General features: G+C 64.7%; 26 protein-coding genes. 20 read left to right on the plus strand and 6 right to left on the minus strand.

Going from position 1 to position 26310, the window contains the following annotated elements:
• Positions 1–132: 132 nt before the first annotated feature.
• Positions 133–1737, minus strand: coding sequence for an FAD-dependent oxidoreductase (locus FJ977_RS22220; protein WP_140774327.1), 1605 nt, complete (start codon positions 1735–1737; stop codon positions 133–135).
• 150 nt (positions 1738–1887) lie between these two features.
• On the opposite strand from FJ977_RS22220, the gene FJ977_RS22225 reads away from it, so the two are divergent.
• The 4 genes from FJ977_RS22225 to FJ977_RS22240 are packed head-to-tail and all read left to right on the plus strand — an operon-like array spanning position 1888 to position 5753.
• Positions 1888–2424, plus strand: a complete 537-nt coding sequence (locus FJ977_RS22225; protein ID WP_140774328.1) for a cupin domain-containing protein — start codon at positions 1888–1890, stop codon at positions 2422–2424.
• Between the two features lie 11 nt (positions 2425–2435).
• The gene (locus FJ977_RS22230; RefSeq protein WP_140774329.1) at positions 2436–3212 is read left to right on the plus strand and encodes an aspartate dehydrogenase; all 777 of its coding nucleotides are present in this window, start codon (positions 2436–2438) and stop codon (positions 3210–3212) included.
• A complete protein-coding gene (locus tag FJ977_RS22235) occupies positions 3212–4024 on the plus strand; it encodes an alpha/beta fold hydrolase (RefSeq protein ID WP_140774330.1) in 813 nt (270 codons plus the stop codon). The genes FJ977_RS22230 and FJ977_RS22235 overlap by 1 nt, the downstream gene beginning before the upstream one ends.
• The gene (locus FJ977_RS22240) at positions 4014–5753 is read left to right on the plus strand and encodes a hypothetical protein (protein WP_140774331.1); all 1740 of its coding nucleotides are present in this window, start codon (positions 4014–4016) and stop codon (positions 5751–5753) included. The genes FJ977_RS22235 and FJ977_RS22240 overlap by 11 nt, the downstream gene beginning before the upstream one ends.
• A 30-nt stretch (positions 5754–5783) precedes the next feature.
• Here FJ977_RS22240 and FJ977_RS22245 read toward each other — a convergent pair whose 3' ends face one another.
• Positions 5784–6530 (minus strand): SDR family oxidoreductase, encoded by a 747-nt coding sequence (locus FJ977_RS22245; RefSeq protein ID WP_140774332.1) that lies wholly within the window; start codon positions 6528–6530, stop codon positions 5784–5786.
• Between the two features lie 102 nt (positions 6531–6632).
• Here FJ977_RS22245 and FJ977_RS22250 point away from each other — a divergent pair, with 102 nt between their 5' ends.
• The 7 genes from FJ977_RS22250 (at position 6633) to FJ977_RS22280 (ending at position 12858) form a co-directional block, all read left to right on the plus strand.
• Complete coding sequence (locus FJ977_RS22250) at positions 6633–7604, plus strand: thiamine pyrophosphate-dependent dehydrogenase E1 component subunit alpha (RefSeq protein ID WP_140774333.1); 972 nt, start codon at positions 6633–6635, stop codon at positions 7602–7604.
• Between the two features lies 1 nt (position 7605).
• Positions 7606–8580 carry an alpha-ketoacid dehydrogenase subunit beta gene (locus FJ977_RS22255; RefSeq protein WP_140774334.1) on the plus strand — a complete coding sequence of 325 codons (975 nt, stop codon included), beginning with the start codon at positions 7606–7608 and terminating at the stop codon, positions 8578–8580.
• Between the two features lie 11 nt (positions 8581–8591).
• The gene (locus tag FJ977_RS22260; protein ID WP_140774335.1) at positions 8592–9890 is read left to right on the plus strand and encodes an alpha/beta fold hydrolase; all 1299 of its coding nucleotides are present in this window, start codon (positions 8592–8594) and stop codon (positions 9888–9890) included.
• Positions 9891–9969: 79 nt separating this feature from the next.
• On the plus strand, positions 9970–10293 hold the full coding sequence (locus tag FJ977_RS22265; protein ID WP_140774336.1) for an NIPSNAP family protein: 324 nt from the start codon (positions 9970–9972) through the stop codon (positions 10291–10293).
• Between the two features lies 1 nt (position 10294).
• Entirely contained in the window at positions 10295–11161 is an 867-nt protein-coding gene (locus FJ977_RS22270) for a hypothetical protein (RefSeq protein ID WP_140774337.1), read from the plus strand.
• Positions 11161–12084, plus strand: a complete 924-nt coding sequence (locus FJ977_RS22275) for a 3-hydroxyacyl-CoA dehydrogenase NAD-binding domain-containing protein (RefSeq protein ID WP_140774338.1) — start codon at positions 11161–11163, stop codon at positions 12082–12084. Before FJ977_RS22270 ends, FJ977_RS22275 begins: the two co-directional genes overlap by 1 nt.
• A 24-nt stretch (positions 12085–12108) precedes the next feature.
• On the plus strand, positions 12109–12858 hold the full coding sequence (locus FJ977_RS22280; protein WP_140774339.1) for an SDR family oxidoreductase: 750 nt from the start codon (positions 12109–12111) through the stop codon (positions 12856–12858).
• Positions 12859–12865: 7 nt separating this feature from the next.
• Here FJ977_RS22280 and FJ977_RS22285 read toward each other — a convergent pair whose 3' ends face one another.
• Entirely contained in the window at positions 12866–13618 is a 753-nt protein-coding gene (locus FJ977_RS22285) for an NAD(P)-binding domain-containing protein (protein ID WP_181180013.1), read from the minus strand.
• 139 nt (positions 13619–13757) lie between these two features.
• Here FJ977_RS22285 and FJ977_RS22290 point away from each other — a divergent pair, with 139 nt between their 5' ends.
• The 7 genes from FJ977_RS22290 (at position 13758) to FJ977_RS22320 (ending at position 20663) form a co-directional block, all read left to right on the plus strand.
• The gene (locus FJ977_RS22290; RefSeq protein ID WP_181180014.1) at positions 13758–14531 is read left to right on the plus strand and encodes a GntR family transcriptional regulator; all 774 of its coding nucleotides are present in this window, start codon (positions 13758–13760) and stop codon (positions 14529–14531) included.
• 141 nt (positions 14532–14672) lie between these two features.
• Positions 14673–15785, plus strand: a complete 1113-nt coding sequence (locus FJ977_RS22295) for a branched-chain amino acid ABC transporter substrate-binding protein (protein WP_181180015.1) — start codon at positions 14673–14675, stop codon at positions 15783–15785.
• A 150-nt stretch (positions 15786–15935) separates the two neighbouring features.
• Positions 15936–16886, plus strand: coding sequence for a branched-chain amino acid ABC transporter permease (locus FJ977_RS22300; protein WP_224620706.1), 951 nt, complete (start codon positions 15936–15938; stop codon positions 16884–16886).
• Positions 16886–17881, plus strand: coding sequence for a branched-chain amino acid ABC transporter permease (locus FJ977_RS22305; protein ID WP_140774343.1), 996 nt, complete (start codon positions 16886–16888; stop codon positions 17879–17881). The genes FJ977_RS22300 and FJ977_RS22305 overlap by 1 nt, the downstream gene beginning before the upstream one ends.
• Complete coding sequence (locus FJ977_RS22310; RefSeq protein ID WP_140774344.1) at positions 17878–18708, plus strand: ABC transporter ATP-binding protein; 831 nt, start codon at positions 17878–17880, stop codon at positions 18706–18708. Before FJ977_RS22305 ends, FJ977_RS22310 begins: the two co-directional genes overlap by 4 nt.
• Positions 18632–19381 carry an ABC transporter ATP-binding protein gene (locus FJ977_RS22315; protein ID WP_140774345.1) on the plus strand — a complete coding sequence of 250 codons (750 nt, stop codon included), beginning with the start codon at positions 18632–18634 and terminating at the stop codon, positions 19379–19381. Before FJ977_RS22310 ends, FJ977_RS22315 begins: the two co-directional genes overlap by 77 nt.
• A complete protein-coding gene (locus FJ977_RS22320) occupies positions 19374–20663 on the plus strand; it encodes an FAD-dependent oxidoreductase (protein WP_140774346.1) in 1290 nt (429 codons plus the stop codon). Before FJ977_RS22315 ends, FJ977_RS22320 begins: the two co-directional genes overlap by 8 nt.
• A gap of 414 nt (positions 20664–21077) precedes the next feature.
• On the opposite strand, the gene FJ977_RS22325 is transcribed toward FJ977_RS22320, so the two are convergent.
• Both FJ977_RS22325 and FJ977_RS22330 read right to left on the minus strand, forming a co-directional pair.
• Positions 21078–21428, minus strand: a complete 351-nt coding sequence (locus tag FJ977_RS22325; protein WP_140774347.1) for a RidA family protein — start codon at positions 21426–21428, stop codon at positions 21078–21080.
• Between the two features lie 24 nt (positions 21429–21452).
• Complete coding sequence (locus FJ977_RS22330) at positions 21453–22589, minus strand: FAD-dependent oxidoreductase (RefSeq protein WP_140774348.1); 1137 nt, start codon at positions 22587–22589, stop codon at positions 21453–21455.
• A gap of 436 nt (positions 22590–23025) precedes the next feature.
• On the opposite strand from FJ977_RS22330, the gene FJ977_RS22335 reads away from it, so the two are divergent.
• Both FJ977_RS22335 and FJ977_RS22340 read left to right on the plus strand, forming a co-directional pair.
• Positions 23026–24027 (plus strand): ornithine cyclodeaminase family protein, encoded by a 1002-nt coding sequence (locus FJ977_RS22335; RefSeq protein ID WP_246683254.1) that lies wholly within the window; start codon positions 23026–23028, stop codon positions 24025–24027.
• Positions 24028–24031: 4 nt separating this feature from the next.
• Complete coding sequence (locus FJ977_RS22340) at positions 24032–25174, plus strand: aminotransferase class V-fold PLP-dependent enzyme (RefSeq protein WP_140774349.1); 1143 nt, start codon at positions 24032–24034, stop codon at positions 25172–25174.
• An 8-nt stretch (positions 25175–25182) separates the two neighbouring features.
• On the opposite strand, the gene FJ977_RS22345 is transcribed toward FJ977_RS22340, so the two are convergent.
• A complete protein-coding gene (locus FJ977_RS22345) occupies positions 25183–26160 on the minus strand; it encodes a LysR substrate-binding domain-containing protein (protein WP_140774350.1) in 978 nt (325 codons plus the stop codon).
• Positions 26161–26310: the final 150 nt, after the last annotated feature.

A 26310-nucleotide genomic window follows, 5' to 3' on the forward strand; every position in this document is an offset into this window, starting at 1 on the left:
CGAACGATCAGCAAGAAACGCAGTAAGCGGCGGGCACCTGGCGCACAGTGCAAAGAGGAGAGCGTGCGGCGAAACCTGATCCTGTTGTTTTTAAAGGACGACGGTCGGAGATCCGTCTTGTTCGCTACGCGATCACCTGTTCTGATGCAGGATCGTCTCGGCGGCGATGAAGCCCCAGGTCAGGTTGGGGCCGAGCGTGGTGCCGGCCCCCACGGCGCGCGTGCCGATCGGGTTGGCCATCGCAAGCCCCGCCGCGTAGAGGCCGGGGATGATCGAGCCGTCCGGTCTGACCACCTGCGCCCGCTCGTTGGTGCGGGCGCCGCCCTTGGTGCCGAGAATAGAGCGATTGATCGTCATGCCGACATAGGGAGGCTTGTCTATCGGCTTCAGACGGTTCTCCGGGCCATGCGCCTTGTATGCCTCCCAACCGTTTTCGCCGCGTTGGAAATCCGCATCGTGCCCCTTGGCGCAGAAGCCATTCCAGCGGGCAATCGTCTCCTCGAGCGCTGCCGGCGGCAGCCCGAGCTTTGCGGCAAGGCCGGCAATCGTATCCGCCTTCTTCACCCAGTCCCGCTCATAGGAGGCGTACCACCGGAACGGCAACGACGTCCGCGGGAAACGATGGTCGCCCACGAGGTAGCATGGCAGATGGATGGGCGCGCCGTCCGGCCCGCGCGCATCGATCGCCTCGCCGATGTTGAAGGCGTTTTCACTGACAAAGCGCTTTGCGTGACGGTCAACCACGATCGAATGCGGCTCGGCCTGGAAGGTCATCGGCAGACCGTGGGGCTGTCCCTGGTAGCGTGTCGGCAAGCAGGGATAGACGTTCGCCTGGTCCATGCGGTCCAGTTGCGCGCCGACGGACGCCGCAAGTTTCTGGCCGTCGCCCTCGTTGCCGCGCGGACTGCCGATCCGGTCGAATGCACCGGGGAAATGGTGCTTGCGCATCTCGTTGTCCCATTCGAACCCACCGGTGGCGATCACGACGCCTCGGCGCGCGACAATCTTCTTTCGTTGGCCCTCGTTTTCCACCTCAGCGCCGGTGATACGTGAGTCCAGATCCTGCAGCAGGGTGACGGCGCGCGTTCCCAGCCTGAAGGTGACGCCGGCATCAAGGCAGCCCCTGATCAGCCCGGTCATCAGTGCCGTGCCTTGCCCCCCGGAATTGGTCAGCCATCGCCAAAGAAGCTTCGGCCAGAGTTTGAATCCCGCGCGGATCGGGTGATGATAAAGATCCAGGTCGACGATCTCCTGGTAGGTGAAACTGTGCGGCAAGGTGGATCGGCGCAGGCTGGATGCGAACCTGCCCAGGATGCGGCGGCTGACCGGCCTGGGCGAGAGCATGCGGCCGTAGAGCTTGCCACCCGGCGCCTCGGCAAAAGGGTCGGGCTCGTTGATCAGGCGGAAGTCGAGCGGCGTGTTGCCGGAGAGGAAGCGCAGCATATCCGGCGCCGCCTGGGCGAAGGCAGTCCAGAGCGCGTCTTCCTTGCGCTCCCACCCTTCGGGCGCGACGGCGCGCAGATAGGCGAGCGCGTCCTCGCGGCTGTCGGCGATGCCGGCTTCGGCCGCGACATGATTGGCCGGTATCCATACACCGGCTCCGGACATGGCCGATGTACCGCCCAGCCATTCGGTCTTCTCGATGACCAGCACTTTGAGACCGCCCTTGGCGGCCCTCAGGGCCGCTGAGCAGGCCGCCGAGCCCGAACCGATGACCAGAACGTCGAATTCGTCCATTGGCGTTCCCCTGCTTTTCGTAGCCGCGTCACTATAGGAACAGGAAATTAGATCTGTCTACTCTTGTGTCGACACTTTTTGCATTGTAGCTTCCCTGTGGTTGCCAGCGTCCCCGGCATGATCCCGCAGCTCTTTCGACAGGCAGAAACCATGGACGATACCCGCCTCCCAACCGCTCCGTCCGGCATCCATGTTTCCGGATCCGAATCCCGCGAAAGCTACTGGCAGCCGGTACCGGCAAACGGCCATATCGACGTGGCGTTGGCACCGCATATCGTCGGCATGGAGCACCCCTTCGCACTTGGCACGCAATCGGTCGCGCCCGGCGGCTATGTGCGCGAGCACACGCATGACCGAAACGAGGAGACGGTCTATGTCATCGAAGGCCATGGCCGTGCCGTCATCGACGGCAAGGAATATCCGCTGACCCCGGACAGCGTGGTGTTCCTGCCGAAAAATGTCAGGCACATGTTCATCAACGATGGCGAGACGCGGCTGCGCTGGATCTGGCTGATCGTTCCCAATGGTCTGGAGGACTTCTTCCGCCTGATCGGCAAACCGCGCAAGCCAGGCGAGCGCGTGCCGTCCAACTTTCCGCGTCCGGAAAACGTGCTGGAGATCGAGCGCAAGACGGTGTTCGGGGCTGACCTCGCCGACAAGTTCGATCCCACGAAACAGACCTCCTGAAGCAGGCCAGGATGCTGACGATTGGCCTCATCGGCTACGGTGCGATCGCGCACGAGATCGTCCGCGCCTTCCCGCCGGATGCGGTTCGCTGGGTGGCGCTGTTGCGCGAAGGCGCCAGCCGCGCATTGCCGGCACATGTCAGCGCGGTGACGCGGCTTGACGCATTGATCGACGCACGGCCCACGGCGGTGGTGGAGGCCGCGAGCCAGCAAGCGGTGGCCGCCTGCGTGCCCGCGCTTCTTGAAGCCGGCATCCCGGCCATCATCGCTTCGGTCGGCGCGCTGTCCGATCCGGCGCTTGCCGCCCGACTGACTGATGCCGAGCGCATCGGAAGCGCGCGGCTGGTCTTGCCGTCGGGCGCCCTGGGAGGCCTCGACTATTTGCGGGCGATAGCGGTACTTCCCGATGCGCGCGTCCGCTACACCTCGCGCAAGCCGCCGGCCGCCTGGGCGGCGGAGCTGGCTTCCGTCGGCCGTACAACCGACAATGGCGCCGTAACCCTCTTCGAGGGCACGCCCACCGAGGCGGCAAGGCGCTATCCAAAAAACCTCAATGCCGCTTTCGCCGTGGCGCTGGCGGCGGGCGCCGACAAGGTGACGGTGCGTGTGGTTGCCGATCCGGCGGCTGCCGGCAACACCCACGAAATCGAAGTCGAGAGTGCCGCCGGCACGGCCTCCTTCCATCTCGTCAACGCGCCCTCGCCCGACAATCCCAAGACTTCGGCGCTCACCGCGCTCAGCCTCGTCGCGGCCCTTCGCGAATTGCTCGACCGGGAAGGCCATCGCTGATGCCGTTCTTCGCCGCCGCCGATGGTTGCCGCATCCACTACGAGACATCAGGCGGCCATGGCCCGCGCCTGATGCTCATCCCCGGGCTCGGCGGTGATGGGAGGTTCTGGGCCGGCGTCGTTCGGCTGCTCGAGGCCCACCATCGCATCATCGTCACCGACCATCGCGGCGCGGGTCGCAGCGATCGCCCGAACAGCCTCTATTCCATTCCCCTGATCGCCAGCGACATTGCCGGCCTGCTGGCGCAGACGGGCGGTCCCGCTCATATTGTTGGGCATTCGACCGGTGGCGCCATCGCGCAGGTGCTGGCGCTCGATCATGCCGAGATCGGCTTGAGCTATACGATCAGCAGCTCCTGGGCGCGGGCCGACGTCCGCTTCCGCACGCTCTTTGGCGCCCGTGCCGAACTGCTTGATGCCGGCATGGCCGAAACCTTTCAGCGCCTTGGCCATGTGCTGTGCCACGAACCATCCTACCTCGAGACACATGCCGGGCAACTCGACGCGGCGGCGGCAAGCGCCCCGCATACGCTGGCGCCGCTCGCAGTCGCCGCGGCGCGCGTGCGCATGCTGCTCGACCACGATCGCCTTGCCGACCTGCCGCGCATCGCCGCCCCGGTGCAGGTGATTGCGGCCGCTGGCGATATCCTGACGCCGCCCGCCCTTTCGCAGGCTATCGCCAGGGCAATACCGGGTGCCGACCATGTAACTGTTCCCGGCGCGCATTTTCATCCTCTCGCCGATCCCGAGGGTTTTGCCGCCATCCTTCGCCGTTTCATCGCCGGAGCCGAGAGCAAATATCATGACCGCTGAAATCGCCGCAGCTCTCGTCGATCCGCGCCTGAAGCCAGGCGCCGACCTCCTCGCCGAAGGCCGCGCCATGGCGCGCGACTGGCGACTCGGCAGCTGCCTCTTCCTCACCGAAACCGGCATGCCTTCGGAGGCCGCCTGGAAGCGCAAGGCAGCGGCCGAGAAGCGCGTCATGCAGCACGCCCATATCGGCTTCAGAAGCGTCGACCGCACCATCGCGGCGATCGCGGAGGTGCACGGGCAATGCCGCAAGGCTAGGGTGACGGTCGACCGTTTCGGCATCACCCTCGACTGGTCGATGGGCTATCCGCAAGCCATGCGCGCCAAGGCGGCGCGCGGCACCGGCATCGTGCTCACCGGTCCCGAGGATTTTGCCCGCATCACCAATGCCGCACCCGCCGCCGCCCATTTCGGCGACTTCATGCTCGGCCTGCCGGGTGCGCTGGAAAATACCCGCTCGGCCATCGCCGCCGGGGCGACGGCGGTCGGCAATCTGGGGCAGTATTTCACTTTCCGGCTGCCCTATTGGGACGACGATGTGGCGACCACCGAGGCGACCGTCACCGCGCTCGGCCTGATCGCAGCGCAGGATGCCGAGATCCTCGTCCATTCCAATCTCGACGACGGATTTGCCGGGCTGTTCATCGACATGGCCTGCGCGCTGGGCATGGTGCTGATCGAAAAGCACATCGTCGAGGAGCTGATCGGCGCGCGCCTCGCCCATTGCTACGGCCACCATTTCAGCGATCCGCTGTCGCGCACCGCCTTCCATGCCGCGCTGGTGCGGGTCAACGACACGCCGGGCACCATGATCTTCGGCAACACCGTCTCCTACCAGTCGACCCCGGCGGGCAACTACGCCAGCCTTGCCAGCTATCTCCTGGCCGACATACTGGCGGTCGGGCGGTGGCCGTCCGGCCATGCGATCAATCCCGTGCCGGTGACCGAGAACCAGCGCATTCCCGATGTCGACGAGATCATCGACGCGCAGACCTTCGCGCATCGGCTGACGCTGCACGCCCCTTTCTACGACCCGGTCTTCGATTGGACCAAGGCGGAGGCAATGGCCGATGTGCTGGTCGAAGGCGGACGCCGTTTTGCCGACGCCGTCATGAAGGGACTGGCCGAGCGGGGGGTGGATACCCAAGACCCGGCCGCGCTGATGCTCGCCATCCGCCGCATGGGACCGAAGCGCCTGGAGGACCTTTTCGGCCCGGGCGCGGCGAGCGGGCGCGGACGCACGCCACTGATCCATGCCGAATGGGCCCGCGAGCTCAACCACAAGGCGGCAGACTGGGTCTCGACGCAGACACCGTTGGCAAGCCGGGAACCCCTGATCGTCTGCATCGGTACGACCGATGTGCACGAGCACGGCAAGTATCTCGTCGAGCAGGCGCTGGCTGGCCTGGGCGTTGCCATTGCCGATGCCGGCGTGGCCGTTGATCCCGAAGCGCTTGTCGCCCACGCGGCTGAGACCGGGGCCAATGCCATCGCCGTCAGCACCTACAACGGCGTGGCGCTTCGCTACGCGCAGGCGGTGAAGGCAGCGATGTCGGCGCGCGGACTTGTCCTGCCGGTGCTTATCGGCGGACGGCTGAACGAAGTGCCGAAGGACTCCAATTCCGGCCTGCCGGTGGATGTGACCGAGGACATCGCAAAGCTCGGCTGCGTGCCATGCGCCGATCTCGATGCGATGCTTGTCGCCCTGCGCTCCATCCCGAACGGTCGGTGACGCCCGCCATGGTCCGGACGGGCGCGCATCTCACCAGGCTGTCATGCCGCCGTCGACAGTCAGGATCGAGCCGGTCGCAAAGGAGGATTCGTCGCTGGCAAGCCACAGGATCGCCTGCGCGATCTCGACCGGCTGGGCGACGCGGTTCATCGGCGCGCGTGCATTCAACGCCGTGACGAAGCCCTGGGGGTCGGAATGGGTTTCGAGAATCTTGTCGAAATAGCTCGACCAGGTGGTGCCGGGCGCCACGGCATTGACGCGAATCTTCTCCGCCGCGTGGTCGAGCGCCATGGCGCGTGTCAGCGCCGCGACGCCGCCCTTCGACGCGACATAGGCCGCGCGATCGGCAATCCCGACATGGGCGACGTTGGAGGCGGTGTTCACGATCGCGCCGCCGCCGCCCTCGGCCATGACCGGAACGGCATATTTGGAGCAGAGGAAAACGCCCTTGAGGTTGACGGCCATCAGCGCGTCCCAGTCCTGCGCCGCGGTGGTGACGACGGAGCCGCGTATGCCGTAGCCGGCATTGTTGACGAGCACGTCTATGCGCCCGAACGCCTCCCGCGCGCGCGCCACCATCGCCATGACGGAACTCTCGTCCGAGACATCGGCCTCCATCGCCAGCTGACCCGTTCTATGCGCAACCTCCCGTGCTTTGGCGCCGTCCCGGTCAACGACCAGGACACGCGCGCCCTGCTGCGCGAACAGTTCCGCCACGGCCGCGCCGATGCCGGCCCCCGCGCCTGTCACGATCGCCATCTTGTCCTTCAAACGCATTGTTGATCCTGTTTTCCAGATTGTTTCGTCTCCATCTTGCAGAACCCCTTGCAAAGTGTCGACACTTTTGTATTTAATTTCGACACGAGATCGGAGATATCAGTGAAAAACACTCCTTCCGTCGAACAGCACCTGGAAATCTATCGCCGCATGCTGCTGGTGCGGCATCTGGAAGAGAGCCTTGGCGCGCTCCACAAGGAAGGCCGCACGCGCGGTCCCATCCATCGCTGCGACGGCCAGGAAGCCGTCGGTGTCGCGGCAACGGCGGTGCTGGAGGCGGGTGACAAGGTCGCCACCACCCATCGCGGCCACGCGGTCTATATCGGCAAGGGCATGGCCATGCGCCCCGTGGTCGCCGAAATCCTCGGCCGCGCCACCGGCGCCTGCGGTGGACGCGCCGGCCACATGCTGATCGCCGATGCCGAGAAGGGCGTCATCGGCGGCAATGCCATTGTCGGCGCGGGCATCCCGGCGGCAACCGGCATGGCGCTTTCAATGCAGATCCTCGGCACCGGCAACGTCGCCATGTGCATCTTCGGCGACGGCGCCGCCCAGACCGGCATCTGCCACGAGGCGATGAACATGGCCGGGCTGTGGAAGCTGCCTGTCGTCTTCGTGCTCGAGCACAACCAGTTCGGCCTGACCGTCCCGTCCGACGTTCAGTCGCCGGTCGAGGATCTGTCGATCCGCGCCGCCGGCTACGCGATGCCGGCCGAGATCGTCGACGGCAACGATGCAGTCGCCGTCTACCGCGCCGTGTCAGCCATGACCGAGCGTGCCCGGCGCGGCGAAGGCCCCGGCATGGTCGAATGCAAGACTTATCGCATCGAAGGCTTTTCCACCTCCGACATGGGCGGCTACCAGAAGCCGCAGGACATCGCCGCCTGGAAGGCACGCGACCCGCTGCTGGTTTCGCGCAAGGCACTTCTTGGCGATGTCGACGAGACCAAGCTCGCCGACATCGAGGCGGCGGCCAAGGCCGAGGTGGCCGAGGCCTTCGAGACCGCGCTGTCGGATCCCCTGCCGGAATTTTCCGTCGACGAAGCCTGCAATCCCTACAGCGGAGCGCACTGACATGGCCATGATGCGGTATGCCGAGGCGCTCAACGCGGCGCTGCGCGAAGAGATGCAGGCCGATCCTTCCGTCTTCCTCTTCGGCGAGGACATCAGCCGCTATGGCGGCGTCTTCAAGGTGACGAAAGGGTTGATGGAGGAGTTCGGCGAGACGCGCGTGCGCGACACCCCGATCTCCGAACAAGCGATGACCGCCATGGCGGTGACCGCGGCAATGACCGGCACCCGTCCGGTGCTGGAAATCATGTATGCGGACTTCATACCGCTGACGCTCGATGCGCTGGTCAACCAGGCCTCGATCTACAACTACATCTGGAACGGCCAGGTGAAGATGCCTTTCGTGCTGCGCACGCAGGGCGGCGGCGGCGCCGGTGCCGGCGCGCAGCATTCCAAGGCGCTCGATTCCATGCTTGCCCACATACCCGGCATCAAGGTCGTCGCGCCGTCGACGCCCGCTGACGCCAAGGGCATGCTGAAGGCCGCGATCCGCGACGACCAGCCGGTGGTCTTCCTCGAGCACAAGCTGCTCTACAACATTCGCGGCGAGGTGCCGGACGGCGATGTGACTGTGCCGCTCGGCAAGGCCGCGACCATGCGCGAGGGCAGCGACATTTCGATCTTCGCCACCTCCAAGATGGTGGTCGAGGCACTGAAGGCCGCCGACCTGCTCGCCGCTGACGGCGTTTCGGCCGAAATCGTCGACCTGCGGTCGCTGCGCCCGCTCGACGTCGACGCCATCGTCGCCTCCATCTCGAAAACGCACCATGCCGTGGTGGTCAATGAAGGCTGGCGCTTCTGCGGCTATGCCGCCGAGCTTTCGGCAACGATCATGGACCACGCCTTTGACGAGCTCGACGCGCCGGTCGCACGCGTCACCCTGCCGGACATGCCGATCCCCTACTCCGAACCGCTGGAAACGGCGATGCTGCCGAATGCCGAAAAGATCCGCACTGCCGCGCTGAAGACGCTGAAGTGACGGAGGCGGCGATGACAACCCATCCGATCACGATCGACAGCGCCGGTGGCGAATACATGGAAGCCGTGCTCGTGATCGCCTGGGCGGTGAAGCCAGGCGATCCAGTCAAGGCCGGTGATCTGGTCGTCACCGTCGAGACGGCCAAGGCCGCGACCGAAATCGAAGCCGACCGCGACGGCTGGCTGGCTGACGTCTTCTTCGCCGAAGGACAGGAAGCGCCGGTGGGCGCCGTGCTCGGCACGATCGCGGACGAGAAGCCCGTAGCTGGAGAGACAGCCTCGCGCGGGCCGGCGGCAGCAGCCGCCACGGCAGCCAACCCGCGCGAGCTTGTGGCTGACGAAGCCTCTGCCTCCATCCGGCAGCCCGGCAGCCGCCCGATCGCCAGCCCGCTAGCAAGGCGGCTTGCCGCCGCGGCCGGGCTCGACCTTGCCGCCATTTCGGGAAGCGGGCCGCGCGGACGCATCAAGAAGCGCGACATCGATGCCACCCTTGCCGCTCGCACGAACCAACAGGATGCCGCGGTCCAACGGACGCCGGCCCCGGGTCGGACATCGTCTGTTGCCGCGCCGACGGTGGCCAGACAAGCCATGCCTGTGGTTTTCATCCATGGCTTCGGGGCGGATCGCTCCGTGTGGCGGCAGGTCGTTCCGCTGCTCGGGTCGGGGATCGAGACAATCAGCCTCGACCTGCCCGGCCACGGCGGTGAAGCCTCCACGACGGCGGGCAGCATCGAAGAGATCGCTTTCCTCCTTTCCGATCGGCTGGAGGAAATGGGCGTGGGCAATGCCCATCTCGTCGGCCATTCGCTCGGCGGCGCGGCGGCTCTCGCGCTCACCCGGCTTGGCCGCCTTGCGGTCCGCTCTGTCACGCTTCTCGCTCCCGGCGGGCTCGGCCCCGAGATCAATTCGGGCTTCCTTGCCGGGCTCGCCCGCGCAACAACCGTCCAGGCGCTGGAGCGGTGGCTGGCGGTCATGGTCGGCGACCCCTCGGCCTTGCCGGGCGGCTACGCGCAGGCCGCGCTGCGGCAGATCGAAAAGACCGGCAATCGCGACAGGCTCGCTGCGATGGCAGAAAGCCTGTTCCCCGACGGCACGCAAGGCTTCGATCTTGGCGGCGCGCTCGCGGAACTCGCCGTCCCGACGCGGCTCATCTGGGGCAGGCTCGACCGCATCATCCCGGTCGCCCATGCGGCGCGCGCGCCGGGCTTTGCCGCCGTCCATCTTCTCGATGGCATCGGCCATGTCGCGCAGATCGAGGCGCCGGCTCTCACGGCACGGCTGATAACCGAGACGGTGCGAAGCGCCGGCTGAGCCGTCGGCCGCTGAAGGCAGACAGACCATTTTGACCGGCGCCGGGGCGCCGGAGCAGATGCCAGAAGGAGTGCCAGAGATGATCTTCGACCACCGCGTTTACACCGCCCGCCCGAACAACCTGTCGCATTTCCTCACTCTCTACGAGGAGGTCGGCCTGCCGATGCAGCGGCATTATCTGGGCGAACCTTTCGGCTTCTTCCAGACGCATATCGGCGACCTCTCGCGAACCGTGCATCTGTGGAAATATGACAGCCTCGCCGACCGGGAAGAGCGGCGCGACCGCATGGAGGCCGACCCGGAATGGCAGGCCTACCGGCGCAAGGTGATCGAGACCGACTATCTGCTCGATATGCGCAACCAGATCCTCAAGCCCGTTTCGTTCTTCAATCCGGGAAAATAAGATGGACCTGATTTTCTCGGCCGAGGGGCAAAGCTGGCCGCTGCGGCTCAGCGGCAATGCCGACCGCACCCGCCGTGCCTTGCTGTCGGCGCTGCCGATGCGCCTGCAACTCCATACGCCCAAGATTGCCGGCAGCCATATCTACTGGCATGCGCCCTTCGTGGAGGATGTCGAGGGCGCCACACATGTGCTCGCCGCGAGCGCCGGCGCCTTCATCTACTGGCCGGTGCGGCAGTTCCTCGAAATCACCTTCGCGCCGCTTCAGGCGGAGAATGCCGAGATCACCGTTCTCGGCCATCTTGACGCACCGGTGGAAGGCATTGCCGAGCTCGCCGCGACACTGAAGCGGGATCAGGGCCGACGCATTCTGGAAGGCACGCTGGTCCAATCGGATGGCGGCGCAGCCGAGCCGTCGGCGCCGCCGCCGCTCCCGCAGGATATCATCGCCGCGCGCAAGGCGTTGTGGGCGGCTTGTCCCGCCGATATCGGCAATGTCACCGCGTCCCGCGCGATCATGCACCCGGCCGGTCCCGTCTTCACGGCGGAGTCGGAAGCGCGGGTGCTGCACGAGCTGCTGTGGTGGATCCGCGCGGCGCGCGGCAGGGACGAGGCCGTGCGGCGGCAGACGGCCGCGCTCGCGCTCAACAAGACCGGCACCCGCCTGCGCGACTTCTGCCACATGGAAGAAACGCCGGCTCTGCTTTTTCGGCTCGAGGCGGCGATGGGCGACGGCCATCCTTTCGATGCCCTGATCGACGAGGCAATCCTGGTCGCCGGCCGGATCGGCGCCTGGCTCGATCTCCTGATTCCATGGAACGACCTCAACGAGGCTTTTCGCGTCGCGCTTGATGGCAGAAAGGCCGGCTGATGGAAAAGCTGACTATCGGCATTGTCGGCTTCGGCGTGATCGGTCAGCGCTGGGCGGCTTGCTTTGCCCATGCCGGCCATGCGGTTCGCGTGTTCGATCCCACCGACCGGCGCGAGGCGGCATTCAGCGAGGTGTTGCCCGCCCTCATGGCCGACCTCGACGCGTTGAAGGGACGCTCGCCGGCGCCCGGTACGCTCCGTCTTTTCCCGACGCTCGCCGAGACGCTCGAAGGCGTCGGCTTCGTGCAGGAGAACGGCCCTGAAAACCTGGCCCTCAAACGCCGGCTGCTCGCCGAAATCGAAGACCATGTCGGTGACGAGGTCATCATCGCCTCCTCCTCCTCGGCGCTGCTGGTGTCCGAAATGCAGGCCGAGTGCCGCCTGCCCGGCCGCATCGTGCTCGGTCATCCCTTCAACCCGGCGCATCTGATGCCGCTGGTCGAGATCGTCGGCGGCAAGGCGACCGATCCACAGGCGATCGCCCAGGCGCGCGCCCTCTATGAGGCGATCGGCAAGAAGCCGGTGACGCTCAACCGGGAAGTGACCGGTCATATTGCCCTGCGCCTGATGGGCGCCATGTGGCGCGAGGCGATCGCGCTGGTGCGCGACGGCGTCGCCTCCGTCGAGGACGTGGATAGAGCCTTCATGTATGGGCCGGGACCGAAATGGACGCTGCAGGGCTCTTTCATTTCCAACAGCCTCAACGCCGATGGCATCGAGGATTTCCTGCACAAATATGGCCCGACCTATCAGGCGATCTGGGACACGCTGCTCGATGCCAAGCTCGACGGCGAGACGATCCGCGCGATCACGGCTTCGACGGATGCAGCCGTGGGAGAGCGCAGCCAGCGCGAACTGAAGGCGGCACGCGAGGCCGGCCTCGTCGACATTTTGAAAACGGTTACCGAACGCGGCGCGCTTTGATCATAGCGGCTTTGGAGAGCAACCATGGATTACCATACTGCCCTTGTCACCGGCGCCTCGAAGGGCATCGGCGCCGCGATCGTCGAGAGTCTGGTGGCCGAAGGATTGACCGTCCATGCGCTGGCGCGCAGCGATGACGCGCTGCGGGTCTTGCAGCAACGGCTCGGGCCCCGCGTCAAGCCGCTTGTCGCTGATGTGCGCGACCATCATGCGATCGCCTCGGCACTCGGTTCGGCGGGAATCGACGTGCTGGTGAACAATGCCGGCGGTCTGGCCACGGTGCGTCCCCTTCAGGAGCAGAGTGCCGAGGAGACGGCCGAGGTTGTGGCGCTGAACCTCACCGCGCCGTTGCAGCTCATCCGCCTGTTGCTGCCTGGCATGATCGCGCGCAAGCGTGGCCACATCTTCAACCTGACAAGCACGGCGGCCGGCGCCGTGTTTCCCGGCACGACGACCTATGGCGCGGCCAAGGCCGGCCTCTCCCAGGCTGGCCGCATCCTGCGCTTCGATCTCGCCGGCACCGGCGTGCGGCTGACCGAGATCGCGCCCGGCCGTGTGGAAACGGATTTCTACCTGAAGGCCTTCGACGGCGACCGCGAGGGCCTGCGCAAGCGCATGTACAGCGAGCAGCGGCCGCTGGGCCCGGCCGATATCGCGGCCGTGCTTGTCTCAGCGCTGCGGATGCCGGACCATGTCGACATTGCCGAACTGACCGTCACGCCGAGCGAACAGGCCAGCGGCGGCCACATTTATCCACCAGCCCCGCAGCGGTGACCGCGCATCAGCCAGATCGGGTCAATTTGTCGAGCACGGCCGCGCAGGCCTCCTCCCAGGCCGCCGGCACCCCGCGCGCCGAAAGAACCTGCAGCCCCCGCTCGGTGATGCCGCCCGGCGTCACCAGCTCTTCGAGCATCTGGTCCATCGGCTCGCTCTTCTCCGCAATCAGCCGCCCGGCCGCCACGAAGGTCATTGCCGCCAGCCGGCGTGCGATTGCCGGGTCGAGACCTCTGGCGCTTGACCAATCGGCCGTGTTGCGGATCAGATCCTGCGCCCAGCCGTACACGGCGGCGCTGACCGTCGCCACCTCGAAGTCCGTTTCGCTGGCAAGGGCGATCGAGGGGCCGAGCCGGTCAAGAACCGCCCGCGCCTGCTCGATATCGGGGAAGTAGGCCGTCGGACTGGAGGCAATCTCCGAAGCGGTGAACGGCATGGCGCGCACAGCGCGTGCGGGCGCGACATCGAGCCGTAACAGCGGAACCCCGGCGCAGACCGAAACCACCACCTGGCCTTCGCGCCACGGCAAGCCTTGAACCGCATCCGGCGCATGGCTGGGCCGCACGGACAGAATGACGACATCGGACCGTTCGACGAGATCGCGATTGTCCACCGCCAATTGAAAACCATGGCGGGCGGCAAGTGCCGCGGCCTTGCCGCGCGGCGACAGGATGACTGCCGCCGGGTCAATCCCGGAACGCAGGAACCCGGCCAGCATGGATGTCGCCAGATGCCCGACGCCAAGAACACCGATGATCATGCTTGTCTCCCGAGCCTTGTCTCCCAAGCCTTGTCTCCCAAGCCTGCAACCTGTGGCTTGCCATTCCTGTGAAGTTGGGAAAGAAAGATGCACCATAAAGTGTCGACACAGCCTGCAGACAAACCGGATTGGAACCTTCATGACCGAACGAGCCGAGACTGGCGCCGATAGCGACTCGTCCGTTGCCAACGAGGCCGAGACGCGCCGCAGCGCCGACAGCAGCGAACGCGCTTATCTCACCATCCGCAAGCTTCTGGTCGAGTTCAAGCTGAAGCCTGGCGAACGCATCAACGAGGTCCAGCTTTCGCGCAGCCTCGGCGTGTCGCGCACGCCGATCCGCGAGGCGCTGAACCGGCTTGCCTCCGAGGGCTTCGTTTCGCTCACGCCCAATCGCGGCTTCTTCGTCCGGAGCCTCAGCACCGAGGGCCTGCTCGATCTCTACGAGCTGCGCTCTATCATCGAATCCGCCGCCTTCAAGTTGATGTGCGAGCGCGCTGACGACAGCGAGATCGACCGTTTGCGGCAGTATTGGGAAGCAATCGTCGATGTCTACCCGAACCAGCCTCCGGATATCATCCTGGCCGAGGACGAAGGCTTTCATCTGCTCATCGCCGAACTGTCCGGAAATCCCGAACTCGTCGGACAGCTCAGCTCCATCAATGCCCGTATCCGCTTCATCCGGCGCATCCAGATCGAACACCCCTCGCATGACAAGGCACAGATCACCTCCCATTCGGCCATCGTCGAAGCCGCCGTCAAGCGCGATGCCGAGAACGGCGCGAAACTGTTGCGCGAACATATCGAAATGACCGTCTCCGCCACGCAGCAGGCGCTCAAGGACGCGCTGCTCAAGGTTTTCGCGCCCGACAACGGCGCCGAGTTGAAGCGTCGCCGAAGGGCTCGCGACGCATAATCGATATCTGAGCACAAAATTGAACGCAATAGTGTCGACACTTTCTTGACGGCGCTCTCTTTGTCTGCTTCGATGGGCTTACACGGGGAAGAAGACCGGAACGGCCTCCCCTGTCGTAGTCAGCAGCTAAGGGGAACCATGATGAAAAAATCTATCGCCACACTTCTTCTGGGCGCCTCGCTTTTTGCGGCGCCGGCCATGGCCGAGCAGATCACCGTCGGAATGTCCGCGCCACTCTCGGGCGCGCAGGCCTATTTCGGCAGCACCTGGCACAATGGCTTCAAGCTCTACGTCGACAAGCTGAACGCCGATGGCGGCGTCAATGGCGTCACCATTGCCTATGACCAGCAGGACGACAAGGCCGACCCGCGCGAGGGAACGCTCGTGGCCCAGAAATTCTGCGACAATGACAAGGTCGTGCTTGGCCTGGTGAACTTCAATTCCGGCGTCGCCCAGTCGACGCTGCCGATCTATGAAGACTGCACGCTGCCGACCATGACCTTCGGCTCCAATCCGTCTCTCACCAAGCAGGGCTACAAGTTCATGGTGCGCCCGGTGGCCAACGATCTGGCCGGGGCATTGCTGCCGGCCGAATATGCGCTGGGCAAGCTCGGCGCCAAGACTGCCGTGATCGTCAACGACAAGCAGGTCTTCGGTCAGGGCATTTCCGAAATCTTCGCCAAGAACTTCGAAGCCGGCGGCGGCAAGGTCCTCGATACCATTGCCGTGGCGCCGTCCGACGTGGACTTCACCGCCGTGCTGGCCCAGATCAAGTCCAAGAAGCCCGATGCGATCTATCTCGGCGCCGTCATGCCGCAGCTTGCGCTGTTTGCCAAGCAGATGCACGAGCAAGGCATCGCCGCCGCGCTGATGGTGCCGGACGGCGGCTACACGCCGGACCTCATCAAGCAGGCCGGTGAAGCCAATATCCAGGGCACGCTTGTCGCGATCCAGGTGCCGCCGATGGATGCCTCCCCCGAGATCGCCGATTTCGCCAAGCTCTACAAGGCGAAGTATGGCGAGGAAGCCGGCCCGTACTCGATCTACGGCTATGTGCAGGGCCAGATCCTGGAACAGGTGCTGAAGACGACGAAAGGCCTGACGCGTGAGGACCTCAACGCGGCATTGCATGCGGTCAAGGCGAAGACGGTCGTCGGCGAACTGGAATTCGACGACACCGGCGAACTCAAAGTCGCCCCATCCTACCTCTACAAGGTGGAGGGAACGGGCTTCAAGCTCGTCGGTTCGAAGTAGCAGCCAGACCGCCGGAGCCGCATCGCGACGTGCGAAGCGGCTCCCTCACCTGTTGACGGGCGTGCCTGCCGCAAGTACGGGCGGCCTCGTCGACCATTCCCCTTCCCGGTTCGACCGGTCCATGGGGTTGCAGGCACAGGACGCCGGCCCATGCTGGGAAACCTTATCCAACAAACGGTAAATGCCCTGACCATCGGCTCGATCTACGCCCTGATCGCGCTCGGCTACACCATGGTCTACGGCGTGTTGCGCATGATCAACTTCGCCCATGGCGAGATGTTCATGCTCGGCGCCTATGTCGCCTTTCTGGCGCTCAGCCTGCTGGTCGGCGATGTCGGGATGTCGGGCGCGCTGGCGCTGACCGCGGCCTTTCTCGTGGCGATCTTCCTCGTCGGCCTCATCGGCGTCGGCATCGAAAGGGTCGCCTACAAACCGCTGAGAAGCTCCACCCGGCTCGCGCCGATGCTCTCCTCGCTCGGCGTTTCATTGTCGCTCGTCACCGGGGTGCAGATCCTGGCCGGCCCACAGCCGGTCGCCTTTCCCAGCTTCTTCCCCGTCGTCCGCTATCAGGTGATGGGCGGCACCATCACCTTGATGCAGATCGGCATCCTGATCGCCGCCTTCGTGCTGATGTTCGGCCTGCATGTCCTGGTCAACCGGAGCCGTATCGGCATCATCGTGCGCGCCGTGTCGGAAAGCCGCCCGACCGCGCAGCTGCTGGGCATCAACGTCAACGGCGCCATCTCGATGGTGTTCTTCGTCGGGCCGCTGCTGGGTGCTGCCGGCGGCATCCTCTATTCCAGCTATTATGGCATCATGTCGCCCAGCATGGGCGCCGTCATCGGGCTGAAGGCCTTCACCGCGGCCATCCTGGGCGGCATCGGCTCGATCCCCGGCGCCATGCTCGGCGCCTTCATCCTGGCTTTCATCGAAGTGTGGGGAACCGCGCTGCTGCCCATTGTCACAAACGGCGTGCTCGGCACCGAGTATCGCGACGTTCTCGCCTTTGCGATCCTCATACTCGTGCTCCTGGTCCGTCCCGCCGGCATACTCGGCGAGGCCGTCTCCGAGGAAAGCATCGTGTACAAGAGGGAATTCTGATGGCCGCCGTCGACACCCTGGCCACGGCCCGGCCGCGTGCGAACCGGACCATCTCCTGGCTCGTCCTAGCCATTGCGATCGCGCTGATCGTGGCCACGCCCTTCCTGCCCAACTACCATGTGCGTGTCCTCAACAGCCTGCTGATCTACATCCTGCTCGGCATCGGCCTGAACATCGTGATCGGCTATACGGGACTGCTGGATCTCGGCTTCGTCGCCTTCTACGCGGTCGGTGCCTACAGCTATGGGCTGCTGGCAAGCCCCCAGCTCGGCCTGCATATGCCGTTCCTGCTCATCCTGCTCGTCGCCGCCTGCCTTGGCGCGATCACCGGCATATTGCTCGGCATTCCGGTGTTGCGATTGCGCGGCGACTATCTGGCCATCGTCACGCTTGGCTTCGGCGAGATCATCCGCATCATCATCAACAATCTCGACTGGCTGACCGGAGGGCCGCAAGGCATTGCCCGCCTCGACAAGGCCTCGATCCTCGGCATTCAGATCGCCCGGCCGATCGATTTCTTCTGGCTGCTGCTGATCACCGTGCTCATCGTCGGCACCGTGGTCTGGCGGCTCGAACGCTCCATCCTCGGCAAGGCGTGGGCGGCGATCCGCGAGGACCAGGACGCCGCGCGCGGCATCGGCATCAACACCACCAATGCCAAGCTTGCCGCTTTCGCCACCTCGGCCACGATCGGCTCCATCGCCGGCGCGATCTTCGCCGCATCGCAGCGTTTCGTCAGCCCGGAAAGCTTCACGCTGCAGGAATCGGTGCTGATCGTGCTGATGATCGTGGTCGGCGGCATCGGCAACATCTTCGGCATCGTCGCCGGCGCGGCAATCCTGATCCTGCTGCCGGAGCTGCTGCGCGAATTCGCCGAATGGCGCATCCTCTTCCTCGGTCTTTTGATGATCTCGCTGATCATCGCGCGCCCGGCCGGCATCGTGCCGCGCAGCTTCGGGCCGGAGAAACTGATCCGGGGGCTTTTCGGAAAATGACACTGGTCTTTCAGAGCCTTCGCAAGGTGTATGGCGAGGTCGTCGCCATCGACGACGTGTCGACCGCCTTCGCCCCCGGCATGATCCACGGCGTCATCGGACCGAACGGCGCCGGTAAGTCGACGCTGATCAACATGACGGCGGGTTCCTACACGGTGTCCTCCGGCTCGATCACGCTCGACGGCAAGCGTCTCGACAAGCTCAAGAAATACCAGATCGCCAATTCGGGAATTGCCCGCACCTATCAGAACATCCGCCTCTTCGACCAGATGACAGCCATCGAAAACCTCGAGGTCTGTTTCTATCCCGCCGAGGTTGCGGCCGCCTGGAGGGAAGTGATCTGGCCACCCTATGCCAGCGCCCAGCGCCGGCGCCGGCGTGAAAAATGCATGGAAATCCTGCGGTTTTTTGACCTTCAGTCCTATGCCGACGTCGATGCCGGGGGCCTGCCCTATGGCCGACAACGCATGCTGGAAATCGCCCGCGCCTTGGTCGCCAATCCGCGCGTCCTGCTGCTCGACGAGCCCGCCGCCGGATTGAACCACCACGAGACGGCGGAGCTGACGGCAAAACTCACCGCGTTGCGTTCGCCCGACCGGATCATGATCGTCGTCGAGCACGATATGGATCTCGTCATGACGCTCTGCGACAGCATCATCGTCATGCATCACGGAAAACTGCTCTTCCGGGGCACGCCCACCGAGGTGCAAGCAAGCACCGACGTCCAACTCGCCTATCTGGGAACCGCCAATGACATCGACGACATCCGAGCCGCTGCTCAGGATCGCCGGGCTCAGCTCGGGATACGGGCGCGTCGGCGTTCTTGAGGACATCAGCATTGACGTCGATCCGCACGAGATCGTCGTCATCCTGGGTCCCAACGGCGCCGGCAAGACGACGCTGCTCAACTCGATCTCCGGCGTTGCGCGGCCCACCGCCGGCAGCATCGCCTTCGAGGGCCGCGACATCACCGGGATGCGCCCTGAGCAGGTCGTGCGTCTCGGCATCACCCACTGCCCGGAAGGCCGCCAGATCTTCCAGCGCCTGACGGTGGAGGAGAACATGGTCGCGGCCCATATCGGTCGCGGCGGAAAGAGTTTCGAGGCGTTGCGCGCCGAGGTGTTCGAGCTGTTTCCGGTGCTCAAGGAACGGCGCAACGGCATGGCCAGCCGCATGTCCGGCGGCCAGCAGCAGATGCTGGCGATCGGGCGCGCGCTGATGGCCGAGCCGAAGCTTCTGATGCTGGACGAACCGTCTCTCGGTCTCGCGCCGAAGATCGTCCACCAGATCTTCCGCATCATCCTGGACCTGTCGCGCAACGGCATTTCGATCCTGCTCGTCGAGCAAAACGTTCAGCTGGCGCTCGAATGCGGCGACTACGCCTACCTGCTCAACACCGGCAAGGTGAAGCTGCATGGCCCGGCGCAGGAAATGGCCGCGCATTCAGCCCTGAGGGAACACTATCTCGGCGGCGCCAGCGAGGACGTCCTTCATGTTTGAGGTCGACTGGAAGACGCCGCATCTGTGGCGCAAGACCGCGAACAGACGCCCGGCCGCACCGGCGCTGCAAGGCGACCTGAGGACGGACGTGCTGGTGGTCGGCGGCGGCTTCACCGGCATGGCCGCGGCACTCGGCGCGCGCGACAGCGGCGTCAACGTCATCCTGCTCGAGAGCAACGAGATCGGATCGGCGGCGTCGGGCCGCAACAACGGCCTTGTCATCTCCCACCATTCCAAGGCCTCGCCGGCGGAGTTCGAGGCGGTCTACGGCAAGACGATCGGCGAGCGCTACAATCGCATGGTCGCGGATGCGGCCGGCGTCGCCTTCGGCCTGATGCAGCGCTTCAACATCGACGCCCACCAGGTTCAAGAAGGCTGGATCCAGCCCGCGCACACCGAGGCCACGCTTGCCCGCGCGCGCCAGTTCCACGAGGAGTGGAAAGCCTTCGGCGCCAATGTCTCCTGGCTTGACCAGGCCGAAGCCACCGCGCGCATCGGCAGCCCCTATCTTGGTGGCTGGATGGTGCACAATTCCGGTCACATCAATCCGTTCGCCATGACCATTGGCCTTGCCGGCGCCCTTGAGCGCGAAGGCGTGACCATCTTCGAGAACGCCCCTGCGTCTCGCATCGAGAAGGTGGACGGCGGCTGGCGGGTCTTCACCGCGACGGGAAGCGTCACGGCGCCGGAAGTGGTGCTTGCCACGAATGCGCTTACCGGCGACCTCTGGCCTGGGCTGAAGAAGACACTGATGCCGTTCAAGGTCTTCCAGGCCGCGACAAACCCGCTGCCGGAAGGCCTGCGCACCAAGATCCTTGTCGGCAACCCCGCAGTGTCCGACATGCGCAACGACATCCGCTATTTCCACTACGACGTCGACGGCCGGCTGGTGAGCGGCGGCACGCATACATTCTGGTTCGACGAGGCCGACCGCGGCCGCGCCAAGGTCTCGAACATGCTGGGCAAGGCTTTTCGCGCATTCGGCGGCGAACCGGAGATCGTGGAATACTGGCATGGCACCTTTGCCGTGGTGCCTGATCGCAGGCCTCGCCTCTATCGCCTGGCGCCCGGCCTCGTGTTTGGCGGCGTCTATTCCGGCCGCGGCGTGGCACTGGCAATGTCGCTTGGCCAGGAAATCGGCCGCTGGGCAGCGGGCCGGCGCCGGGACGAGCAGATGCCTTTGCCGGTCACCAACATGAAACCGGTTCCGTTCCATCCGGTCGCCGTGCAGGTCGCCAACCGCATGCATCTCTGGAACCGCTTCAAGGATCGAAGCTCTTGATGACATTATAGGCCGACGACGCTGATTTCGCGGGCAGGCGGCTTGATGGTCCAGCCAAGGTGTTGCGCTGGCACTTCATGCCAGTGGATGGCGCCAATCCCGCGACGCCCACCAGGATTTGAACAAAGCACGACCTTTTGGTGGATGCAGCAGGCGACTTGTTGGCGGCATCGGCGTTGGAGCTGCCGACAGCTTTTTCCAGCGATGTTTGCCCGCCGAAATGTCGAGCGCGGGATTCGCTTTACTGCGATGTCGGAAAATATGGAGGCGCGAGGCACCGACACCTGACGATGTCGGAGCTAACGACTGGAATGTGGAGCGTCGGCGGCGCTCTGTTGGTCGGCCGAAGGGGGCGCGCGCGGCGACGGCTTTAAAACCGGAGCTGATCCCTGACTTGACCGAAGAGCGCCCTTGTCAGCTCACCGCAGTAAACTGTATCTCAATGCGGATATCGGGCAGCGCGAAGCTTGCTCCGACAGTGGCCCGCGCCGGCGGTTCGGCGCCGTCGAGCCAGTCGACCCAGGCCTTGTTCATCGCATCGAAATCGCCGGCGTCCTTCAGCCATATCTGCGCGAACAGCAGTTGCGATCGATCGGAACCGACCCTGCCCAGAAGGGCGTCGGCCTTCTTCAGTATCTGTCGCGTTTGGCCGGCTGTATCGGCTTGCCGGTCATCGGCGGTGAGGCCCGAGAGATAGATCGTCCCATTGTGAACGACGATCCGGCTGAGCCGCTCGTTCTTCTCGTGTCTTTCGATTTTCGTCATCGTGCGCCTGCGCTCGAAGAAAAATCATGCGTGCGCGGCGGCGGCGTGCTTCGCGCTCGCCTGGAAAAAGCGCTGCGGGCGGAACGTCTCCATCTCGTCATGGAGCTTGCCGCGCACGACCTCGTCGGCGACCACCTTGCCCAATTGCGGGCCGATGGTGACACCGCTATGCGTTACCGCCATATAGTGGCCGACGACGTCCGGCATCGCGCCGGCACAGGTGTAGCCGTCTTCCGGGAAGGGCCTCACCGTGGTGCGGATGGCTTCCACGCCCGCGGCGCGAAGCGAAGGCAGGACCTTGCTTGCTGCCTCCAGCAGCGTCCTCGCCTCATCGCCGCTCGGGCTGATTGTCTCCGGCTTCTTGAAGGTCAGGTCCACCGAGACCTTGTGGATCATGATGCGGCCGGCGCCGTCGGGACGAATATCCAGATCGTCGGCATGCAACTGGCTGCGCAGCGTCAACGCCACCGGCGGGGTGAAGGCGAGCACGCCGATCGTCGAGGAGAGCGGGATGCCCTGGGCATCGCCGAGCCGTTGGCTTGACCAGCCGCCGGTGCAGTTCACCACGGCATCGGCACGGTGGCGCTCGCCGTCCGCCGTGCGTACCGCGCTGACGCGGCCGCCTTCGGTTTCGATCTCGGTCACGCGCGCATCGACCCTCACCTCGGCGCCCCAGCGCTCCTTCGCCGCCCGCAAAAGCCAGGCCGCATAAAGGACCGGATCGACCCAACCCTCCTCCGGATAATACGAGATCGGACAATCACCGATGGCCGTGACGTCGATATCGGGCTCCATCTCGGCTACCAGCTTCTTGTCGATCCACTCGACGCCGTAGCCCCATTCTTTCATCTGCCGGAAGTTCTCGAAATAATCGTCCATCGATTCCGACACTGTGCGCCAATCGAAACTGCCGCTTTGCGTAAACCAGGGAGCGACACCGAAGTCGCGCTTCAGCTCGAGATGGGCGCGCATACCCGCGACATTGAGATCGAAATAGGGTCGCGGCCGCTTGGTCGTCGCATTCGTCCAGGCGAAGCTTACCGCCGATGTGCCCCCCGCTATCCTGCCGGCCTCCAGCACCAAGACGTCCGCCCCCGCCTTGGCGCATTCATAAGCGGCGGAACTGCCGACGATGCCGGAACCGATGACCACGACACGCATATGGATAACCTCCGATAGAAATATTACTCTTCACGCCAACCAATTTCCTAATAGTGGCGAGATTGTTATGTGCTTATTTGCTATCATGCCGGTCGTCTAAGCTCGTATGCGTTATTCATACTGCAGATATTGGCGATTTTATTCGTTTCAGCTGCAGATGAATTTCGACGGAAATCGGAGTCGGCACTTCAAATTGCCCGGAAACATTGCAACGGGCGGGCGATTGCGGTCAATTGAACTGGCCGCTGCCGTTGATCGCCAAAAGTTATGAACCGGCGCCTGCCGCTCTGCGACGCTGCATTTACCGGCGCATGATCCGGCATGGGCAACTTCTCGTTCCAGGTTGTGAAAGTCGTGCGCAGCCGCTTGCGAAGGCGGTGCTACGCTCGGCGAAACCTGGCGCAAACGGAGGTCGTCGAATGGACGAGACTGCACGGTGAATGCCGAGACCGAATTCCTCCTGATCGACAAGATGACGATCCGGCAGGTCTTGACCATGGCCGACGCGCTTGAAGTGACCGAGGCGGCGCTGCTCAAGACTTCAAACGGCGCGGCCCGCCAGCAGATCAGGCGCACGCTCGACCTTCCGGGCGCGGCCGGCACTTGCCTGTCGTTGATGTATGCCGCGCTTGACGACCAGCCGCTGTTTGGGGCGAAGGTGCTGTCGGTATTTCCGGACAATTTCGCGCACGGGCTCGCGTCTCACCGCGGCGGTGTTTTCCTGTTCGATAAGGATCACGGGCGGCCTGCGGCTCTGATCGACGGAGGAGAGTTGACAGCCTGGCGGACCGCGGCGGCTAGCGCGGTCGCCACGAGGGCGCTGTCGCGCCGGGGCAGCTCGACGCTGGCGATCCTCGGCTATGGCGAGCAGGCTCGCCGGCACGTCGAGGCCATTGCCGATGTGCGGCCAATCCGCGTGGTCCATGTCTGGGGTCGAGATCTTGCGAAGGCGCAGCGCTTCGCCGAGAGCCTGTTGACCGCCGGCTTCGAGGCGCATGCGCATCGCGACGCCAGTCGAGCCGTTCGCGAGGCCGACATCGTCTGCACGACGACATCTTCCGAGGTGCCGGTGCTGTTGGGCGAATGGCTGCCGCGTGGTGTCCATGTCAACGCGGTCGGCGCGAGCGTGGCGTCATGCCGCGAGATCGACCTCGAATGCGTGCGCAGATCAAAGATCTGGGTGGATTACATGCCCATGGCGCTCGTCGCCGCCGGGGAGTTGGTCGAGGCGATCGAGGGCGGCCAAATCGGCGGCGACCATATTCGCGGCGAGATCGGCGAAGTGCTGGCGGGCGCGAAGCCCGGCCGCACCAGCGACGCCGACCTGACGCTCTACCGGTCTCTCGGTGTTCCCGCCCAGGACATCGAACTCGCCAATCTCGTCTATGCCCGCGCCCGCGACGCCGGCCGGGGTACCTCGATCGATTTCAGGTTGTGACGCCATGTTGAACTGCCAGCGCGATCTCTTTTCCATCCCCCGTGAGACGGCTTACCTGGACGCCGCCTACATGTCGCCGATCCCGACCGCTGCGGTCGCAGCCGGAGAGGCTGGCGTCAGGGTGAAAGCCGCGCCCTGGAAGATGACTATCGCATCCTATTACGACGAGGTGGAGCAGGCCCGGCAGCTTGCCGCCTCGATGGTGGGCGCCGCTACCGACGACGTCGCCATCGTGGCCGCCACCAGCTACGGCATGGCGATCGCGGCCGCCAACGTGGCGGTTCCGCCGGGTTCGGCTATCCTGCTCATGGAGAACGAGCACACTTCGCACCGATATGTCTGGTATGATCTGGCGCAACGCTCGGGCGCGCTTGTCGACATCGTTCCGCAACCGGCCGACGGAGATTGGACCGGCGCGATCGTATCCGCGATCCGCACCTCCAGCCGCCCCATCGCGGTCGTTGCCGGCACTCTCGTCCACTGGTTCGAGGGCATGGCGATCGACCTCGAGATCGTGGCGGAAGCCGCACGGGCGGCAAGCGCGGCCCTCGTTGTCGATGGCACTCAATGGGTTGGCGCGGTGCCTTTCGACGTCCGTCGCGTCCGGCCGGATTTCCTGGTCTTTGCCACCTACAAATTCCTGCTCGGCCCGTATCGTCTGGCGTTCCTTTATGCCGACCCGCGCTGGCACGAAGGAGGACGCACGCTCGAACACCATTCATGGAATCGCCTGGGTGGCGACCGGTCCGACTTCTACAAGGCCACGGTGGCCGAGTTTCTGCCCGGCGCGCGGCGGTTCGACATGGGCGAACGCTCCGACTTCGCCGTCCTGCCTATCGCAATCGCCGCGATGGAGCTCATCCGCGACTGGACGGTCGAGCACGTTTTCGAGCGTCTTCGTCACCTCAACGGGCTGATCTGGGCAGAGGCGGAAAATCACGGCCTGCCGGTGGTGCGTCCGCGGCATCCGACGCCTCATATCTCGATCCTCGATATCGGCGATCGGCTCTTGCCGAATGCGGCGCAGGAACTGAAGCGCGCTGACGTGCATGTCACGCTGCGCGGCACGAAGATGCGTGTATCCCCCCATGTTTACAATGACGAAGCCGATATCGAGCGCCTCTTCCTGAGCCTGCCGCTCCGCTAGAACCCTTGCTAATCCTGCCTTGTCCCAAGAGCCACTACCCCGGCGCCCACGCTGTTCATAAAGCTCCGCGTCGTCTGGATGAGATGCTCGGTGAAAGCGTCAGCCGCCGTCGACGCGATGACGCCCCACGGCCGATACACGCTGAGATTCAGATCGAGGTGCGGCCGGAAATCCCTGATCTCGATCGGCAGGTCGCGCGCCATCCACGCGGAGAGCCGATCGACGACCGTCACGCCCGCGCCCGACGCGACCAAGGCGATGCAGGCGCTGGACAGGCTGGCCTCCACCTTCAGCAGGCGCCTGACACCGCGCTCGTCGCACAGGGCGTCGAGTTGCCGCCGCATCGGATCGGCCGAGCCCATCGAGATGAAGTCGAGACCGTCGAGGTCGTCCGCCTGGATGACTTCGAGCTGCGATAAACGATGGCCCGCGGGCATGACGCAGACGGGCGGTGTCGCGGTCAGCGCCCGCCTCACGATAGAAGGGTTCTCGTCCGACGCCGTGACGCCGATACCGATGTCGAGCTGATTGCGGCTTGCCCTCTGCACCACCGTCGCGGAGCTGCGGATATCCAGCGAGATGGACACGGACGGATGGTGGCTTGAGAAGCTGGTTATGATGGATGGCAGCAGCGTGGACCCGAAAGCAGGCAACGCGCAGATGTTCAGCCTGCCGCTGCGCAGCTCGCGGATTTCCTTGGCGGCACGCGAGATACCGCGCGCGGATTCGAAAACCCGCTGCACTTCCGCATAAAGCATGTGCGCTTCAGGAGTAGGGATCAGTCGCTGCCGGCTTTTCCTGAACAGCTGAAAATCCGCCTTCTCGGTGAGCTGCTGGAGCATTTTGCTGACAGCGGGCTGCGTGATGTCCAGCGCGTCGGCCGCCTTCGTCGTCGTCCCGTGCAACATGACCGAAGCAAAAATCTCGATCTCGCGGGGCGTGAACTCCACGTCCTTTGCAACCGTGTCTTTCTCGCTGAACTTCATGGCCGCTGACCCTGCCCCGCCGATAAATCGATGCGCCGTCCGAGCAAGCCACGGCAAAGCCGATGTTAACTGGCGATAGCGGGCGTTCCAATAGCCAAGCGAATGAAGTTCATTCCGGCAGGTTATGAACTTTGACGACCTGCGAACGCC

Origin of the sequence: Mesorhizobium sp. B2-1-3A (assembly GCF_006442655.1) — a bacterium.
Taxonomy (GTDB): domain Bacteria; phylum Pseudomonadota; class Alphaproteobacteria; order Rhizobiales; family Rhizobiaceae; genus Mesorhizobium.

Excerpts from the sequence above, each read along its gene's own strand:
- FJ977_RS22340 (WP_140774349.1), top strand. The coding sequence starts at position 24,032 with ATGTTGAACTGCCAGCGCGATCTCTTTTCCATCCCCCGTGAGACGGCT.
- FJ977_RS22330 (WP_140774348.1), bottom strand. The coding sequence starts at position 22,589 with ATGCGTGTCGTGGTCATCGGTTCCGGCATCGTCGGCAGTTCCGCCGCT.
- FJ977_RS22290 (WP_181180014.1), top strand. The coding sequence starts at position 13,758 with ATGACCGAACGAGCCGAGACTGGCGCCGATAGCGACTCGTCCGTTGCC.
- FJ977_RS22310 (WP_140774344.1), top strand. The coding sequence starts at position 17,878 with ATGACACTGGTCTTTCAGAGCCTTCGCAAGGTGTATGGCGAGGTCGTC.
- FJ977_RS22300 (WP_224620706.1), top strand. The coding sequence starts at position 15,936 with ATGCTGGGAAACCTTATCCAACAAACGGTAAATGCCCTGACCATCGGC.
- FJ977_RS22280 (WP_140774339.1), top strand. The coding sequence starts at position 12,109 with ATGGATTACCATACTGCCCTTGTCACCGGCGCCTCGAAGGGCATCGGC.
- FJ977_RS22315 (WP_140774345.1), top strand. The coding sequence starts at position 18,632 with ATGACATCGACGACATCCGAGCCGCTGCTCAGGATCGCCGGGCTCAGC.
- FJ977_RS22325 (WP_140774347.1), bottom strand. The coding sequence starts at position 21,428 with ATGACGAAAATCGAAAGACACGAGAAGAACGAGCGGCTCAGCCGGATC.
- FJ977_RS22320 (WP_140774346.1), top strand. The coding sequence starts at position 19,374 with ATGTTTGAGGTCGACTGGAAGACGCCGCATCTGTGGCGCAAGACCGCG.
- FJ977_RS22230 (WP_140774329.1), top strand. The coding sequence starts at position 2,436 with ATGCTGACGATTGGCCTCATCGGCTACGGTGCGATCGCGCACGAGATC.
- FJ977_RS22255 (WP_140774334.1), top strand. The coding sequence starts at position 7,606 with ATGGCCATGATGCGGTATGCCGAGGCGCTCAACGCGGCGCTGCGCGAA.
- FJ977_RS22235 (WP_140774330.1), top strand. The coding sequence starts at position 3,212 with ATGCCGTTCTTCGCCGCCGCCGATGGTTGCCGCATCCACTACGAGACA.
- FJ977_RS22270 (WP_140774337.1), top strand. The coding sequence starts at position 10,295 with ATGGACCTGATTTTCTCGGCCGAGGGGCAAAGCTGGCCGCTGCGGCTC.
- FJ977_RS22305 (WP_140774343.1), top strand. The coding sequence starts at position 16,886 with ATGGCCGCCGTCGACACCCTGGCCACGGCCCGGCCGCGTGCGAACCGG.
- FJ977_RS22275 (WP_140774338.1), top strand. The coding sequence starts at position 11,161 with ATGGAAAAGCTGACTATCGGCATTGTCGGCTTCGGCGTGATCGGTCAG.
- FJ977_RS22225 (WP_140774328.1), top strand. The coding sequence starts at position 1,888 with ATGGACGATACCCGCCTCCCAACCGCTCCGTCCGGCATCCATGTTTCC.
- FJ977_RS22345 (WP_140774350.1), bottom strand. The coding sequence starts at position 26,160 with ATGAAGTTCAGCGAGAAAGACACGGTTGCAAAGGACGTGGAGTTCACG.
- FJ977_RS22285 (WP_181180013.1), bottom strand. The coding sequence starts at position 13,618 with ATGATCATCGGTGTTCTTGGCGTCGGGCATCTGGCGACATCCATGCTG.
- FJ977_RS22295 (WP_181180015.1), top strand. The coding sequence starts at position 14,673 with ATGAAAAAATCTATCGCCACACTTCTTCTGGGCGCCTCGCTTTTTGCG.
- FJ977_RS22240 (WP_140774331.1), top strand. The coding sequence starts at position 4,014 with ATGACCGCTGAAATCGCCGCAGCTCTCGTCGATCCGCGCCTGAAGCCA.
- FJ977_RS22265 (WP_140774336.1), top strand. The coding sequence starts at position 9,970 with ATGATCTTCGACCACCGCGTTTACACCGCCCGCCCGAACAACCTGTCG.
- FJ977_RS22220 (WP_140774327.1), bottom strand. The coding sequence starts at position 1,737 with ATGGACGAATTCGACGTTCTGGTCATCGGTTCGGGCTCGGCGGCCTGC.
- FJ977_RS22260 (WP_140774335.1), top strand. The coding sequence starts at position 8,592 with ATGACAACCCATCCGATCACGATCGACAGCGCCGGTGGCGAATACATG.
- FJ977_RS22245 (WP_140774332.1), bottom strand. The coding sequence starts at position 6,530 with ATGCGTTTGAAGGACAAGATGGCGATCGTGACAGGCGCGGGGGCCGGC.